12 protein-coding genes and 1 pseudogene are annotated in these 15,535 nt (G+C 73.7%); 7 read left to right on the top strand and 6 right to left on the bottom strand.

Annotated features, from left to right (window positions below):
• Window positions 1-70 precede the first annotated feature (70 nt).
• From ACZ63F_RS26035 to ACZ63F_RS26015, 5 genes are all read left to right on the top strand, one after another.
• Entirely contained in the window at window positions 71-880 is an 810-nt protein-coding gene (locus tag ACZ63F_RS26035) for a hypothetical protein (protein ID WP_469714085.1), read from the top strand.
• Entirely contained in the window at window positions 873-3,140 is a 2,268-nt protein-coding gene (locus ACZ63F_RS26030; RefSeq protein WP_469714083.1) for a hypothetical protein, read from the top strand. The genes ACZ63F_RS26035 and ACZ63F_RS26030 overlap by 8 nt, the downstream gene beginning before the upstream one ends.
• On the top strand, window positions 3,137-4,204 hold the full coding sequence (locus ACZ63F_RS26025; RefSeq protein ID WP_469714081.1) for a hypothetical protein: 1,068 nt from the start codon (window positions 3,137-3,139) through the stop codon (window positions 4,202-4,204). Before ACZ63F_RS26030 ends, ACZ63F_RS26025 begins: the two co-directional genes overlap by 4 nt.
• Window positions 4,197-5,492 carry a DUF4407 domain-containing protein gene (locus ACZ63F_RS26020; RefSeq protein WP_469714079.1) on the top strand — a complete coding sequence of 432 codons (1,296 nt, stop codon included), beginning with the start codon at window positions 4,197-4,199 and terminating at the stop codon, window positions 5,490-5,492. Before ACZ63F_RS26025 ends, ACZ63F_RS26020 begins: the two co-directional genes overlap by 8 nt.
• Before the next feature lie 188 nt (window positions 5,493-5,680).
• Window positions 5,681-6,223, top strand: coding sequence for a Pycsar system effector family protein (locus ACZ63F_RS26015; RefSeq protein WP_351956469.1), 543 nt, complete (start codon window positions 5,681-5,683; stop codon window positions 6,221-6,223).
• Between the two features lie 15 nt (window positions 6,224-6,238).
• On the opposite strand, the gene ACZ63F_RS26010 is transcribed toward ACZ63F_RS26015, so the two are convergent.
• From ACZ63F_RS26010 to ACZ63F_RS25995, 4 genes are all read right to left on the bottom strand, one after another.
• Window positions 6,239-7,471: a cation:proton antiporter gene (locus tag ACZ63F_RS26010; RefSeq protein ID WP_469714077.1), complete on the bottom strand. Its 1,233-nt coding sequence runs from the start codon at window positions 7,469-7,471 to the stop codon at window positions 6,239-6,241.
• Window positions 7,472-7,477: 6 nt separating this feature from the next.
• Complete coding sequence (locus ACZ63F_RS26005; protein ID WP_351956467.1) at window positions 7,478-7,963, bottom strand: cation:proton antiporter regulatory subunit; 486 nt, start codon at window positions 7,961-7,963, stop codon at window positions 7,478-7,480.
• 97 nt (window positions 7,964-8,060) lie between these two features.
• The gene (locus tag ACZ63F_RS26000) at window positions 8,061-8,429 is read right to left on the bottom strand and encodes a peptidoglycan-binding domain-containing protein (protein ID WP_469714075.1); all 369 of its coding nucleotides are present in this window, start codon (window positions 8,427-8,429) and stop codon (window positions 8,061-8,063) included.
• Between the two features lie 79 nt (window positions 8,430-8,508).
• Window positions 8,509-9,447: a sulfite exporter TauE/SafE family protein gene (locus ACZ63F_RS25995; RefSeq protein ID WP_469714073.1), complete on the bottom strand. Its 939-nt coding sequence runs from the start codon at window positions 9,445-9,447 to the stop codon at window positions 8,509-8,511.
• Window positions 9,448-9,556: 109 nt separating this feature from the next.
• Here ACZ63F_RS25995 and ACZ63F_RS25990 point away from each other — a divergent pair, with 109 nt between their 5' ends.
• The gene (locus ACZ63F_RS25990) at window positions 9,557-10,660 is read left to right on the top strand and encodes an ATP-binding cassette domain-containing protein (protein WP_469714071.1); all 1,104 of its coding nucleotides are present in this window, start codon (window positions 9,557-9,559) and stop codon (window positions 10,658-10,660) included.
• Complete coding sequence (locus ACZ63F_RS25985; protein WP_352361253.1) at window positions 10,657-11,451, top strand: ABC transporter permease; 795 nt, start codon at window positions 10,657-10,659, stop codon at window positions 11,449-11,451. The genes ACZ63F_RS25990 and ACZ63F_RS25985 overlap by 4 nt, the downstream gene beginning before the upstream one ends.
• Here ACZ63F_RS25985 and ACZ63F_RS25980 read toward each other — a convergent pair.
• Both ACZ63F_RS25980 and ACZ63F_RS25975 read right to left on the bottom strand, forming a co-directional pair.
• Window positions 11,429-14,629: an ATP-binding protein gene (locus tag ACZ63F_RS25980; RefSeq protein WP_469714069.1), complete on the bottom strand. Its 3,201-nt coding sequence runs from the start codon at window positions 14,627-14,629 to the stop codon at window positions 11,429-11,431. The genes ACZ63F_RS25985 and ACZ63F_RS25980 overlap by 23 nt on opposite strands.
• 393 nt (window positions 14,630-15,022) lie before the next feature.
• A pseudogene (locus ACZ63F_RS25975) lies at window positions 15,023-15,535 on the bottom strand (adenosine deaminase); the annotation flags it as partial.

The raw sequence follows: 15,535 nt of genomic DNA, 5'->3' as shown, positions 1-15,535 counted from the left end.
CTCCTAGCCTCTCGGACAGCACTTCGTGGGCAGTGTCCGCCCATGTCCTGCCCAGAGAGGAAATGATCGGGTGGCTGAGTGGCCCGGGTTCCGTCCCTGCACCTGTATAGCCGTCGACGCACAGGCCTACGGCAGCAGGAACGATCGCAACCAGTCCGAACTCCAGCACGACCTGCCCCGGCTCCTGGACCGCGCCGCGACCCGCGCGGGCCTGGACCGCTCCGGGTGGCAGATCCAGCGCACCGGCGACGAGCAGCTCGCGGTGTGCCCCCAGGACGGCAGTGAGCCGCGCCTGGTCGACGACTACGTCCGCCATCTCGTCGCCGAGCTGCGCCACCACAACGCGCAGCGGGTGCCCGAGGCCCGGCTGCGGCTGCGCGCGGTGATCCACCAGGGGCTGGTGGAGCTGGCCGAAAACGGCTTCGCGGGTTCGGCCGTGGTGGCCACGGCCCGCCTGCTGACCGCGCGCCCGCTCTACGACGCCCTGGCCGCGCACCCGGAGGCGGACCTGGCGGTGCTGCTCTCCGACGACGTCCACCGGTCCCTGGTGATGGGCGGTCACACCTCCCTGACCACGGCGGACTTCACCCGGGTCACCGTACGGGTGAAGGAGTACGAGGCCGCGGCATGGCTGCGGGTGCCCACGCCGGGCACCCCGGCCACCACCGCCGCACAGGAACCCGGAACCGCGGGTAAGGGGAAGCCCGCGGCTCCGGTGCCGGGGGAGCCCGCGGCGGACCGGCCCCGTCCGGCCGCCGCGGGCACGGCGGGCGCCGGCGTCAGCCACGAGTACCGGGCCCACCAGGTCAACGTCACCAACGTGACCGGCTCGGTGGACGCCCGGGGCGCCGTCTTCGGCTTCGGGAGCACCGATGGCTGACCTGTCGGGCCCGGACGACGGGCCCGCCGTACCGCCACCCGCCGACGAGGACGGCGCGGGCGGCCCGGGGCCGGAGGCGGCCGAGGCGGCGGAGCCGGTGCTCGGCCCCGACTCCGGCGGGGACGCCGCCGAGCGGCGCAAGGAGCGGGACGAGCGGGACGAGCGGGACGAGGACGGCCGTGGCTACGACGATCTGCGCCGCGTCCAGCAGCTCGTCAACAACAACTTCTACGGCGTCGTCGAGGCCACGGGGGCCGCGTTCGGCTTCGGCGCCGCCTCGTCGCCGGGCCTCTCGCCCGGCACCATCGAGCCCGCCGAGGCCGACCGGGCCCTGCGGTTCTACGTCCCGCCGCGGCCCTGTTTCGACGACGCGCTGCGCACCCTGCGCGAGAACGCCCTCGTCGTGCTGACCGGCCAGGACAACTGCGGCCGCGGCGCGGGCGCCCTCGCCCTGCTCCGGACGGTCCTCGGCGAGGAGGCCGCGCTGCGCAGCCTGTCGCCCGCCAACGCCCTCGCCGAACTGGCCGCTTCACGCGAGCTCAGGCCGGGGCAGGGGTACGTCATCCTCGACTACGTGGGCGAGCTGCGCCCCGAGGCCGTGCAGTCGTACGAGGTCGGGCGGCTGAGCGAGGAACTCGGCCGCAAGGGCTCGTACCTGGTGATCACGGCCGGTGACGCGGCAAGCCGGCGGCTGGCGCTGCGGGACCACTGCGTGCCGTGGCAGGCTCCCGACCCCGGGGAGCTGTTCGAGCACTGCAGGGCACGGCTGCCGCACGCCGGCCTCGCGCCGGACACCGAGCGGGAGCTGCTGGAGCGGGTCGGCGAACAGCGCCGCCCGGCCGACGTCGTCGCGGCGGCCGTGGCCCTGTCCCGGGACGGCGCCGAGGTGGCGCTGGACATCCTGCGTGACCGACACCGGGAGCAGGTCCGGGAGTGGTTCGGCAGGCGGCCGGACGCCGACGACCTGCTCGCGCTCGCGGCCCTGGCGTTCCTGGAGGGCATTCCGGAACGGACGCTGGAGAAGGAGTGCGCCGCGCTCGCCGCCCATGTGCGCAACTGGGAGCAGAGCGGCGAGACACCGGCCGCCGAACCGGCCGGCCCGGCCGCCGCGCCGCTCACCGGTACGGTGGCCCGGCAGTCCCGCGCCCGCTGGCGGGAACGCGCGGTGGAGCTCGTGACCACCGAGTACCGGGTCAGGCCGGGCCGGGGCGCCGGTCGCGGCGAGCGATGTCTGGTCTTCGCCTCGCCGCGGATCCGCGAACTCGTCATCGCGGAGCTGTACGACCTCTACGGCTACGAACTCTGGTACCCGCTGCGCCAGTGGCTGGGCGACCTGGCCCTGCACGGCGACCTGGACACCCGGACCGAGGTGGCCCGGGGCGTGGCCCTGCTCGCCCGGTACGCCCTGGTCGAGGTCGACGAGAACCTGCTGACGGTGTGGTCCGACGGCATCACCAGCCAGCGGGTGACAGCGGCGCTGACCCTCCAGTTCATGTGCGACGTCGAGCACCTCGCCCCGCAGGCCCTGAGCACCGTCATCAGCTGGGTGGACAACCGGGGCGCCGGCCGTGCGGTGACCGCGGCCATGGCGCTCACCGGCAGGCTCGGCTCGCTCTACCGCCTGGAGGCGCTCAAGACGCTGTGGTTCCTGGCCAACCGCGGCGAACGGGTCGCGTTCTCGGCCCGCCGCTCCCTGGTCCTGCTGCTGCAGACCGCCGAAGCCGACCCCGAGCGGGCCCTGCTGATCCTCCGGTTCGTACGCACCGTCATCGCGAAGTCGGGTCCGGGCTCCCGGGAACGGTCGATCGCCCTCAGGGCCGCCGTCCAGCTCCTGGAGGCGAGCCGGCTGGAGGCCGACGAGCCCGTCACCGCGGCACTGCTGCGCACCGTCCCGGACAGCGTCCGGCACCTCGGATCGCTGTGGGCGGACGTCCTGCACAGCAGCAACCGGAGCCGGGCCGTCACCGCGCTGTGCCGGACCCTGGTGCAGCTGCGGGACGACCCGTCCGTCACCGGCGCCGTACGCGAACTCGGCGAGGTCATGCGGAACGCCATGACCGCGCGGCAGTGGGCGGCACTGGGCCGCCACCTGTCCATCGCGCTGCGCCACCCCGACTACGCGATCCCCGGTGCCCACCAGCTGGCGCAGGTCCTCATCGGCTCACTGCGCGGCCGGGCACCGGGCGACCCCCGGCGCGCTACCGCGCCCCTCACCTCCACCCGTCCCTTCACTTCCGCTCAAGGAGGCCGAAGCAAGTGAACTACCCGGTCATAGCCGAGCACATCCTGGCCACGGTCCAGGGCACCTGGTGGTCTCGGCGCCGCCGCCGTGACGACGTGCCGCCGCTGCCGCCGGGCGCGGTTCACGTCTTCAGGGTCGGCGGGAACTACCGCACCTTCCCCGAGGGCATGGTCTTCGACCCGTCCCACCCGGACGTGCTCGACGCCTCCTCCGTCAGCATCGTCGACACCCGGGCCCGCCTGGTCGACGTGGAGCGCCCGCTGCCCTCGGTCAGCGAGGCGGACAACTTCACGATGCGGGCGTCCTTCACCTGCCAGGTGACCGACCCGACCGTCATCGCCCGGCAGGGCATCATCGACGTCACCGTCCCGCTGCGCGCCTACCTGATGGGCGACAGCGACCTGCCGAGAGTCAGCGCAGGACACCGCGTGGAGGAGATCAACGCGGTGCGCACCGAGGCCGGCCACCGGATGACCGCCTACAGCGCGATCGTGCCGCCGCGGGTCGCCGGCATGAGCGTCGAGTTCGTCAACGCCGAGGTGTACGCCTCGGACGACCTGCGGAACTGGGAGCAGAAGCTCCGCGACGAGCGGCGCTCCTGGGAACTGCGCAAGGGACAGCGGGACTTCGAGACGCAGGACGCCCGCCGGATCGCGGAGCTGCTCGCGCAGGGATCCGACCACGTGGACGCCTTCGGCATCGCCCGCCAGGAGATCGACGTCACGGCGGCGGCCGCCCGCATCCACCGGGCCACCGCGGAGGAGTCGGCCCGCCGCCACCAGGCCGAGACGGAGGAGCGTGCCCACGCCCGGTTGCTGGAGACGACGGACGCGCAGCTCCGCCGCGAGATGCTGCTGACCCTGCTGCGGCAGGCGGCCGGCAGCGAGTACGTCGACTACCACCAGATGCTGGACCAGGTCCTGCGGGAGCTGGGCGGCCAGTCCGCACCCGGCCTCGGGGCCGACGCGGACACCGCCCGCATGGTCGAGTCGGGCCAGGCCCGCCCCGGCCGCCCGGCGGCGGGCCGGGAGCACGACCCGCAGGGGGGTTTCGTCAAGGACGAGGACGATCTCGTTGACTGACTTCCCGGGACACCGCATCGGCCTCGACGCCGCACGCGGGCTGCGCACCCTGACCGGCGTCGACGAGGAGCTGCTGTCCAGGGTCCGGTACGAGCGGAGCAAGTACACGGCGCTGGGCGGGGTGGTGCTCGGCACCTCCGTCATCGCGGCGTTCTCCATGTGGAACTTCGCGACCGAGGCGCTCGGCCGGATCTCCGTGGTGGCCCTGCTGCCGACGGTCATCTGGATGCTGTTCGTGCTCAACCTGGACCGCTGGCTGGTCACACCGCAGCCGAACGCACGGCGCCGGCTCGGCCCCCTCCTCACCCGGCTGCTCGTCGCCCTGATGCTCGGCGCGGTGATCGCCGAACCACTGGTGCTGCGCATCTTCCAGACGGCCATCGAGGAACGCGTCCAGGACGAACGCACCGACACCGTCGACGCGTTGCGCACGAACCTGGTGCGCTGCAACCCCGTGCCGGCCACGACGCGCACCGTCGCCCCCGCGGGCTGTGACACGAGGTACGTCCTCTCCTTCAGCGCCACACCCGGCGACCGGGTCGACGAACTGACCGCCCTGCGCTCGGACGCGGACACCCTGCAGAAGCGGGTGGACCAGGACACCACCAGGCTGGAGGCCATCGACTCCGAGGTGCGGGACGAGTGCCGGCGGCTGGTCCGGATCGCCGCGACCGGCCTGTACCAGCGGACGTCCGAATGCCTGCGGCTGCGCGACAAGGCGCGGGACTACCGGAGCACCCACCGCACCGCCCAGAACGAGCGGCGGCTCGCCGGAATGAACACCCGCATCTCGAAGATCGAGGGCGAACTGACCTCGTCCCGGGGCGCGTTCCTCAAGGCACGGGACCACGGCATCGCGCAGCGGCTGGCCGAGGAACGCGCCAAGCAGAAGGAGATCGGCGTCCTCGAACGCATCCGGGCGCTCGACGAGCTCGCGAGCGGGAACCCGGTGCTGTTCGTGGGCATCTGGCTGGTCCGCCTGCTGTTCGTCCTCATCGACGTGCTTCCGGTGCTGGTGAAGTACCTGACCGGCGAGACCGCGTACGACCGGATGCTCACCGGCGAGAGCAACAGCGCGGTCAAAATTCACGGTGAACAGGTGCGGCTCGCCGAGCGCCGGGCACTCGCGGACCTGGAGATCGCACAGGACACCATCGAGCAGGAGGTCCGGCGCCACCGCGCCGAGTCGGAGGCGTCCTTCCGGGAACACACGGCGGCGATGAACATCCGGGTCCGCCAGGCGGTGAACGCGCTGGAGGACGAGATCCGCCGCTCGTCGACGGTCTGACGCAATCGCGTCAGCCACACGTCACCACGGCCGCCCCGGACCCCGGGGCGGCCGTCCGGCACCGACACACCAGAACCGACACACCAGAACCGGCGGGACAGAGGCGGCGGGACAGAGCCGGCACAACGGAACCGACGGCACAGAACCGACGGCCAGAACCGACGGAACGGAAGGGGACCAGGGGGACCATGACCACATCCGCAGGCGGTACCGGCCCGGACCCGGGCACCGGCACCGCGCCCACCGACCGCGGCGCGGCACTCGCCAGGGTCCTGCTGTCCGAGGCACGGGAGGAACTCGTCCGCGCCGACAACAAGGCGGGCCTGCTGCTGGCGTCCCTGGGCGCCGCCCTGACCGCCCTGCTGGGGGCGATCGGCAGCGGGATCATCGCCCCCCGCCTCTACCCGGTCGTCCCCCAACTGCTCATCTGGGTGGGCTCCGCCGCCTGCGTACCGGCCCTCGTGCTGCTGGGCCTGGCCGTGGCGCCACGGCTGGGAAGCCCCCGCCGCACCCGCACGCACTACTTCGGCGACGTGCGGCTGGCGAGGTCGGCGGCCCAGCTGGAACACACCGTCCGCCGCACCGACCCCCTCGCCCGGGACCTGACCCAACTGGCCGCCCTGTCCCGGATCACCTGGACCAAGTACCGCTGCATACGCCTGGCGCTGGCCTGGGGCACGACCTTCTTCACGCTCACCCTGCTGGGGATAGTGACCGGCGCGTCGATGTAGGCGCTCCGCTGGAGTTCACGTCCGGCCGACCGTGTCCTGGTCGTCGACCGGGGTGGCCCGGGCCGGCAGGGCGAGGGGCTGTTCGGGACGGGAGCGGCGGGTGACGCGTCGGGCGAGGGGTTCGGTGTAGCGGGCGGTGAGGGGGCCGACGATGACGAGGATCAGGACGTAGGCCGTGGCCAGGGGGCCCAGGGAGGGTTCGATGCCGGCGGTGACGGCGAGGCCCGCGATGACGATGGAGAACTCGCCGCGGGCGACCAGGGTGCCGCCGGCCCGCCAGCGGCCCCTGGCCGAGATCCCGGCGCGCTTCGCGGCCCAGTAACCGGTGGCGATCTTCGTCAGCGTGGTGACGAACGCCAGGGCGAGCGCGGGCAGCAGCACCGGCGGGATGCTCGACGGGTCGGTGTGCAGGCCGAAGAAGACGAAGAAGACGGCGGCGAACAGGTCGCGGAGGGGAGCCAGGAGGTGGTGGGCGCCCTCGGCCACCTCGCCGGAGAGGGCGATGCCCACCAGGAAGGCGCCCACCGCGGCGGAGACCTGCAGCTTCTGCGCGATGCCCGCGACCAGCAGGGTCAGGCCGAGGACCACCAGGAGCAGCTTCTCCGAGTCGTCGCTGGAGACGAAACGGGAGAGGTGCCTGCCGTAGCGGACGGCGATCAGCAGGACCAGTCCGGCGACCCCGAGCGCGACCGCCAGCGTGAGGCTGCCCGCCGCGAGGCCCACGCCGGCCAGCAGCGCGGTGATGATCGGCAGGTAGACGGCCATGGAGAGGTCCTCCAGGACCAGGATGCTCAGTATCACCGGCGTCTCCCGGTTGCCGAGCCGGCCCAGGTCCCCGAGCACCTTCGCGATCACCCCGGACGAGGAGATCCAGGTGACACCGGCCAGCACCACGGCCGCCACCGGGCCCCAGCCGAGCAGCAGCGCCATCGCGGCGCCGGGCAGCGCGTTCAGCGCGGCATCCACCAGACCCGCCGGGTACTGGGTCTTGAGGTTGGAGACGAGATCGCTGGCGGTGTACTCCAGGCCGAGCATGAGGAGCAGGAGGACGACGCCGATCTCGGCGCCGATCGCGACGAACTCCTCGCTGGTGCCGAGCGGGTAGAGCCCGCCCTCGCCGAAGGCGAGCCCGGCCAGCAGGTAGAGGGGGATGGGCGAGAAGCGGAGGCGCCCGGCGAGCCGGCCCAGCAGGCCGAGGCCGAGGATGATCGCACCGAACTCGATCAGGAACACGGAGGAGTCGTGCACGGCGACTCACTCCCGCCCGAGTATGGAGGCGGCCGCGTCGACGCCCTCGCGGGTGCCGATGACGATGAGCGTGTCGCCGCCCGCGAGGCGGAAGCCGGGCGTGGGGGAGGGCACCGCCTCGGCGCGGCGCAGCACCGCGACGATGGACACCCCGGTCTCGGTCCGCATCCGCGTCTCGCCGAGGAGCCGGCCGTTCCAGTACGAGGTGGCGGACAGCTCGATCCGCTCGGCCACCAGCCCCAGGTCGGTGGTGGAGAGCAGGTTCGGGCTGTGGTGCGTCGGCATCAGCGCGTCGATGAGCGCCGCCGTCTCCCCCGAGGACAGCCTGAGCGACAGGGCGCAGGCGTCGGGATCGTCCCGGCGGTAGGCGCTCAGGATCCGCGAACCGTCCCGGTGCGCGACCACGGACACCCGGTCCTGCTCGCGTGTGGCGAGGTCGTACCGCACCCCGATTCCCGGCAACGGCGTCCTGCTCAGGCGTGGAGCCCCCAAGGCTGTCTCCCCGGTCTCGTCGTCTCGTCCCGCTGGGTTTTTGCGCTTTCTTTAACAACACCCTAACGGGGGAGCCGGAGAGACGGGCGGGGGCGGCTCAGGACGGGTAGGGGACGTAGCAGTCCAGGGCCGGGTGGTACAGCACGTGCCAGGTGCGGCCCTCGACGACTCCGCTGGCCGGCAGGCCGTGGCAGGTCTGGATCCACTCGATCTTCCGCTGCGTGGCCGTGCCGTAGACCCCGTCGGTCGCGAGCCGGGGCGGCTGCCCGCCCCACGCGTTGCTCAGGCACTGCACCTGACGGACCGCGGCTCCGGTGGCGCCGTACCCGAGCGTGGGCTGGTAGCCCGATGTCACGTACGAGCAGGTCTGGCCGGGGGTGGCCGCCGCGGTGTGCGGCAGTGCCGGGCCCAGGGCGACGGCCGCGCCCAGTACCGCGGCCGGGGTGAACAGTCGGTTCCGTCTCATGCCCGCTCCTTGGGGGGCGACTCGGCTCCTGCCCATGGTCGCGCGGGAGCGGTGAGGCCCGCGAGTCGGGAGCCCCCGGTCACCTGGGGCCCGGGGCGCCCGCCAGTTCCACCGTGTCCGCCGTCTCCGCGGCCGCGGAGCGTACCGGGCGCCGGTCGCGTACGGCGGTGAGCGTGCCGAGCAGGGTCATGGCCAGGCAGCCGAGCAGGATGACGGTGGACGACGCCTTCAGCATCGAAAGGCCGGAGCCGGTGAGCAGCACGACCAGCGCCCAGCGCACCGCGGAGCCCGAGACCCGGCTGGAGACCAGGGAGCCGGCGACGACCCCGGGGACGGCACCGATCAGGAGCGTCGCCGCGAGCCCCAGGTCGGCGTCGCCGACGAGCAGGTGGCCGAGGGCGGCCGCGGCCACCATGGGGATGGCCTGCACCAGGTCCGTGCCGACGAGATGGTTGGCCCTGAGCCGCGGGTGCGCCAGCATCAGCATCACGATGATCAGGGAGCCCGAGCCGACCGAGGTCATCCCGACGATCACCCCGCCCACCAGCCCGATGAGCAGGGTGGCCACGGGCCGCACGGGGACCTCGGCGTCCTCCCCGGCCTCCCCGGCGCCCCCGGACGCGGCGGTGCGGCGGCGGTCGAGCCACATGCGGGCGAGCATGCCGGCGACGGCGAGCATCAGCGCCGTACCGACGACGTACTTGACGCGCTGCTCCAGGCCGTCGCCGTCGCCGAGCGCCCGGAGCAGGAACACCCCGCCGAAGGCGGCCGGTACGGCGGTCGGCAGCAGCCAGCGCACGAGGTCCCAGCGCACGGTCCCGGCCCGCTGGTGGACCAGCGCGCCGAACGGCTTCATGAACACGGACGCGGCCAGGTCGCTGCCGATGGCCGCGGTGGGATTCACCCCGAACACCATCACCATGATCGGCGTCATGAGCGCCCCGCCGCCCATGCCGGTGAGCCCCACGGCGAAGCCGACCAGGGCGCCCGCGACGACGATCGGAAGGGTGGCATCCATGGGGCGGACCTTAACCACCATTCCTATGGGACAGGTATGGAACCGCGTCGGGCACCGCTGAAACCCGGCTGAAGCCGTGCTGAACCGCCGCGGCGGCACGCTCTGCGGCATGACGACGAACGAACACGAACGCCGAGACGAACACGAACGCCGAGACGAACACGAACGCCGAGACGAACACGAACGCCGAGACGGACACGAACGCCGAGACGGACGCGAACTCGCGATCGCGGCGACCGGGCTGCGCAAGGCCTACGGCGACAAGACCGTCCTCGACGGCATCGACATCCGGGTGCCCGCCGGGACCATCTTCTCGCTCCTCGGGCCGAACGGCGCCGGCAAGACCACCGCGGTCAACATCCTGTCCACCCTGATCTCCGCCGACGGCGGCACCGCCCGGATCGCCGGGCACGACCTGACCGCCGAGGCCCAGAAGGTACGGGCCGCCATCGGGGTCACCGGCCAGTTCTCCGCCGTGGACGGACTGATCACCGGCGAGGAGAACATGCTCCTCATGGCCGACCTGCACCACCTGTCCAAGCGGGAGGGACGGCAGGTCACCGCCGACCTCCTGGAGCGGTTCGACCTCACCGAGGCCGCGAAGAAGCCCGCGTCCACCTACTCCGGCGGCATGAAGCGCCGCCTCGACATCGCCATGACCCTGGTCGGCCGCCCGCGGATCATCTTCCTCGACGAGCCGACCACCGGACTGGACCCGCGCTCCCGCCACACCATGTGGCAGATCATCCGGGAGCTGGTCTCCGGCGGCACCACCGTCTTCCTCACCACCCAGTACCTGGACGAGGCCGACCAGCTCGCCGACCGCATCGCGGTGCTCAACGGCGGCCGGCTCGTCGCCGAGGGCAGCGCCGAGGAGCTGAAGCGGCTGGTGCCCGGCGGCCACGTACGGCTGCGGTTCTCCGACCCGGCGGCCTACGAGCGGGCCGCGACCGAACTGCGCGAGACCACCCGGGACGACGAGGCCCTCGCCCTGCAGATCCCCAGCGGCGGTACCCAGCGCGAGCTGCGCGCCATCCTCGACTGGCTCGACGCGGCGGGCATCGAGGCCGACGAACTCTCCGTGCACACCCCCGACCTGGACGACGTGTTCTTCGCCCTGACCGGCAACCCCGTTGCCTCGACCGGCACTTCGACCGGCAACTCGACCGGCACCCCGGCCGGCACTTCGACCGACAAGGAGACCGTCCGATGAGCACCGCCTCCTACGCCCTCCGCGACAACCTGACCATGCTGCGGCGCAACCTCCTGCACGCCCGCCGCTACCCCTCCCTCACGCTGAACCTGCTGCTCACCCCGGTCATCCTGCTGCTCCTGTTCGTCTACGTCTTCGGCAACGTGATGAGCGCCGGCATCACCGGCGGCCACGCCGACCGGTCCGAGTACGTCGCCTACCTCGTCCCCGGCATCCTCTTCCTGACCGTGGCCATGACCTCGCTCGGCACCGCGGTGGCCGTGTGCACCGACATGACCGAGGGCATCATGGCCCGGTTCCGCACCATGGCGATCTCCCGCGCCTCGGTGCTGATCGGCCACGTGGTCGGCAGCGTGATCCAGACGATGACGGCTCTGGTCGTGGTCCTGGGCATCGGGTTCGCCATCGGGTTCCGGGCCGACGCGTCGCCTGTGGAGTGGATCGCGGCGGCCGGGCTGCTGGCCCTGGTCAGCCTGGCGCTCACCTGGCTCGCGGTCGGCATCGGCCTGATCAGCCCCAACCCCGAGGGCGCCAGCAACATCGGCACCCCGCTGGTGATGCTGCCCTTCCTGTCCAGCGCCTTCGTGCCGGTGGACGCCATGCCGGGCTGGTTCCGCTGGTTCGCCGAGTACCAGCCGTTCTCGCCCTTCATCGAGACCCTGCGCGGCCTGCTGCTGGGCAGCGAGATCGGCACGAAGAACGCGCTGCTGGCCCTCGGCTGGGGCGTGGGGCTGAGCGTGCTCGGCTACCTGTGGTCCAGGGCGCGGTTCAGCCGCGAGCCCCGGCAGTGACCTCGTGCAGCGCCTGCCGGGCCGCCACCCGCAGCTGATCCCGCCCCAGGGCCGCGTACTCCGACCTCGCGTCGGCGTACGCGGCCCCGTCCGCGTTCTCGGCCACCCGACGGGACCGGGCCGAGGAGAGCGTGGGCAGGTCCCGCATCACCGGCAGTACCTCCGCCAGCGCCAGCAGCCGCACCGCCGCCGGGTCGCCCCCGGCCACCCCGGCGTGGCCGAGCGCGAGCAGCACCGAGCCGTAGACCGGCAGTTCCAGCAGGTCCCCGGCGCCGGAAGCGCCGCCGGACAGCATGCCGAGCAGCCGTTGCCGCAGGTGCGCGGCGAGCTCGGCCACCGGCTCGACGCGGCCGTGCTGCGCGTGCGCGGCGAGCGCGGCGGCCTGCACCTGCAGCGACCACGAGTCCAGGAAGGGGTCGTCGGCGGCGAGCGCACTCGCCTCCCGGATCCCGGCCGCCGCCTGCCGCCACAGGCCGAGGCCGACCTCGGTCAGCCCCCGGGCCAGCGCTATCTCCGCCCGCGCCTGCAGCAGTTCGGGACTGAAGGCCTGCGCGACGTCCGGCTGCCGGTCCGGGGCGGCGCGGCCCAGCCAGTACTCCGCCTCCTCGATGTCCCCGCGCTGCAGACAGGCCGACACCAGCCCGTAGCGGACGCCGATCGCGTCCGACCAGGTACCGGCCCCGCTGAGCGCGTCGGCGGCCCGGAGATGGTCGTACGCCTCCGTGCCGCGCTCCGTCTTGAGGCACAGTTCGCCGATCCGGCCGTGGCTGAGCAGCGTCATGACCGGATTGCCGAGCGCCCCCACCGCGGCGAGCATCCGGCGCGCGTACCGCAGCGCCCGTTCCGTCTCGTAGGCCGATTCCCACAGGTAGCTGGCGACGCCCGCCGCGAGGCCCGCCAGCAGCGGCTCGTCCGCGTCGCACAGCTCCTCAAGCCGCGCGTACCCGGGTGGGCGCATGTCGGGGACCGCGCACAGCACGGCGGCCAGCGCCCGCGGCACGGTGTCCGCCGGGGCGGGCGGCAGACGGCGCAGGGTCACGAGCTGGCGTACGGCGTGCGGGCCGTAGCCCATGAAGAGGCCGGCCGCGCACACCGCGGCCGCGCTCCGGGCCGTCTCCACGTCCTCGGGGTGCCCGGGGCCCGGGCGGAAGTGGGACAGCGGCCCGCCGGTCTCGGCGGCGAGGGTGACGAACCGGGTGTAGCTGTTGCCGACCGACCACAGGGAGGCCAGTACGGCGGTGACGGCGGCGGTGGCCGGCCCGTCGGCGCGGGCCAGGGCGTGCCGCAGCGCGAGGACCAGGTTGTCCTGCTCGGCCCGGACGCGGTCGAAGGCGGCCGGTGCGTCGGTGCCGTACATCCCGGCGTGGTGGGCCCGGCCGAAGTCCCGGGCCCAGGCGAGGAACCGGCCCGTCACGGCCTCGTCCTCGCCCGCCTCCGCCCGTCGGGCGGCACCGAACTCCCGCAGCGTCTCCAGCATGTGGAACCGCACCCCGGCGGCGCTCTCGCCCACCTTGACCAGGGACTGGCCGGCCAGCTGCTCCAGCAGCTCCGTCGCGTCCCGGCCGTCGCCCTCGGCCCCTGTCCCGGCCCCTGGCTCGGTCTCGCCGAGCACGTACTCCGCCGCGTCCGCGGCGAAGCCCCCCGGGAACACCGACAGCGCGCGCAGGGCCGCCCGCCCCTCCGGCTCCAGCAGGTTCCAGCTCCACTCGACCACGGCCCGCAGCGTGCGGTGCCGTTCGGGGGCGTCCCGGGCGCCGCCGCGCAGCAGCGCGAAACGGTCCCGCAGCCGGTGCGCGATGTCGGCCACCGAGAGCACCCGCACCCGGGCCGCCGCCAGCTCCACCGCCAGCGGCAGCCCGTCCAGGTGCCGGCAGATCTCGGCGACCCGGTCCGCGGGCAGCTCCACCCCGGGGCGGGCGGCCCGCGCCCGCTGCCCGAAGAGCTCGACGGAGGTCGCCAGGGACAGCTCCGGCAGGGCGTACACGGACTCCGAGGTCAGCCCGAGCGGGGCCCGGCTGGTAGCCAGGACGCGCAGCTCCCTCGACCGCGACACCAGTTCCCGTACGAGCGCGGAGGCGCCGGCGAGCACGTGCTCGCAGTTGTCCAGGACCAGCAGCGCGGGGCCCGGACCCAGCGCGGCGACGATCCCGCTCACCGCGTCCTTGCCGCCGCCCGGCAGCTGGCGGCCCTCCCCGCCGCCCACGGCCGAGGCGACCTCGTCGGCCACGTCGTCGCCGGTGACACCGGCCAGCGTGACGAAGTGCACGACGGGCTGTTCGGCCGCCCGGCTCACCGCGTGCGAGAGCCGGGTCTTGCCGAGCCCGCCGGGGCCGACCACGGTGACCACCCGGGCGGCGCGCAGCAGCCCGGCCACGGCGGCGACGTCGGCGTCCCGCCCCAGCAGCGGGTTCGGCTCGTGCGGCACCCCGTGCCGGACCGGCGCCGCGTCCGCGCTCAGCAACTCCTGGTGCACGGCCCGGAGCCGGGCCCCCGGATCACTGCCCAGCTCGTCCCGGAGCCGGCGCCGGTAGCCGTCGTACCGGGCCAGCGCCGCGGCCCTCCCGGCGCCTGCGGCCTCACAGCGCAGCAGCTCCGCGAGCACCTCCTCGTCCCGCGGCAGCTCCCGGTTCAGCTCGGTCAGCGGCGCGGTCGCCTCGGCCCGGCGGCCCAGCCGGGCGAGCGCGAGGGCGTGCGAGCGCACCAGCGACCGGTACGCCCGCAGCCGGTCCGCCCGCAGCGCCGCGACCGGGTCGTGCAGCTCCTCGCCCGTCCCGGCGCCCACGCTGCCGTCCCACAGGGCCAGCCCGGCCGCGGCCTTCGCCAGGGAGCCCTCCTGGTCGCCCGCCCGTGCCCGCTCGGCGCTCGCCGCCTCGTGCACGAGCAGCGTGGAGCTGTCGACCTGCGTCTCGTCCAGTCCCAGCCGGTACCCCGTCGGCGTGCTCACGACCAGCTCGGCACCCAGCTGCGACCGCAGCCGCGACACCAGGATCTGTACCGCCTTGCCCGGCCGCTCCGGCAGCTCGTCCGGCCACAGCCCCTCCACCAGCCGCCCGGTACTGCAGCCGGTCCGCAGATCCGCCGCCAGCAGCGCCAGCAGCCCGCGCAGCCGCGGCGCGGTGATCTCCCGCCCACGACAGGCGACTCGGGACAGCAGGGTGAGCTCGGGGGTGTCGGTCACCCGTGCAGACTAAGGGGACCCGGCAGCGCCCCGTCAGGGGCGCGGGGAACTGCGCAACCAGCCCCCACGGCGCCGCAGTCGACACTCGGCCTATGGCGCCCCTGCTTTCAAGCTCGCGGCCCGGCAGCGCCCCGTCACGGGCGCGGGGAACTGCGCAACCAGCCCCCACGGCGCCGCAGTCGACACTCGGCCTATGGCGCCCCGGCTTTCAAGCTCGCGGCCCGGCAGCGCCCCGTCACGGGCGCGGGGAACTGCGCGACCAGCCCCCACGGCGCCGCAGTCGACACTCGGCCTATGGCGCCCCTGCTTTCAAGCTCGTGGCCCGGCAGCGCCCTGTCAGGGGCGCGGGGAACTGCGCGACCAGCCCCCACGGCGCCGCAGTCGACACTCGGCCTATGGCGCCCCCGCTTTCAAGGTCGCGGCCCGGCCGAACGTCCGCTCGAACGACACCGACGCGGCCTCCTCACGCCACTGCACCGCCGCCTTCGCGCTCGCGCCGAGCAGCGCTCGGCACTCCGCGCCCGGCGCCCGCCCGCTGCCGGGGAGCTGCCCGGCGCAGGCCGCGACCGGACGGTAGCCGTTCCGGGTGGGGTTGCCCTGCCACAGGCTGTCGCCGGGAAGGAAGGCGTACTGCAGGGAGGCGCGGGCCAGGTCCTTGAGCTCCGGGTACGTGAGGCCGTAGGTCTCGGCGGCGTACTGGTACTCGTGGCTGATGTCGGTGCGGGAGACTCCGGGGTCGTCGGTGGCCAGGACGACCGGCACCCCGTACGCCCGGTAGGTGTCGAAGGGGTGGGGGGGGGGGGGGAGGGGGAAGAGCGGGGGGGTGTGGGTGGAGGGGGCGTCGACGGCGAGGTGCCGGGAGGGGATGGTGTGGGCCGTCCTCTGTCCGTCGTCCTCTTGGCGGGG

The organism is Streptomyces sp. NPDC104761, assembly GCF_055583445.1.
The sequence above is the reverse complement of the archived record's forward strand: the minus strand, read 5'-3'. Positions and strand labels throughout refer to the sequence as shown.

Excerpts from the sequence above, each read along its gene's own strand:
- ACZ63F_RS26030 (WP_469714083.1), top strand. The coding sequence starts at position 873 with ATGGCTGACCTGTCGGGCCCGGACGACGGGCCCGCCGTACCGCCACCC.
- ACZ63F_RS26015 (WP_351956469.1), top strand. The coding sequence starts at position 5,681 with ATGACCACATCCGCAGGCGGTACCGGCCCGGACCCGGGCACCGGCACC.
- ACZ63F_RS26000 (WP_469714075.1), bottom strand. The coding sequence starts at position 8,429 with ATGAGACGGAACCGACTGTTCACCCCGGCCGCGGTACTGGGCGCGGCC.
- ACZ63F_RS25995 (WP_469714073.1), bottom strand. The coding sequence starts at position 9,447 with ATGGATGCCACCCTTCCGATCGTCGTCGCGGGCGCCCTGGTCGGCTTC.
- ACZ63F_RS25990 (WP_469714071.1), top strand. The coding sequence starts at position 9,557 with ATGACGACGAACGAACACGAACGCCGAGACGAACACGAACGCCGAGAC.
- ACZ63F_RS25985 (WP_352361253.1), top strand. The coding sequence starts at position 10,657 with ATGAGCACCGCCTCCTACGCCCTCCGCGACAACCTGACCATGCTGCGG.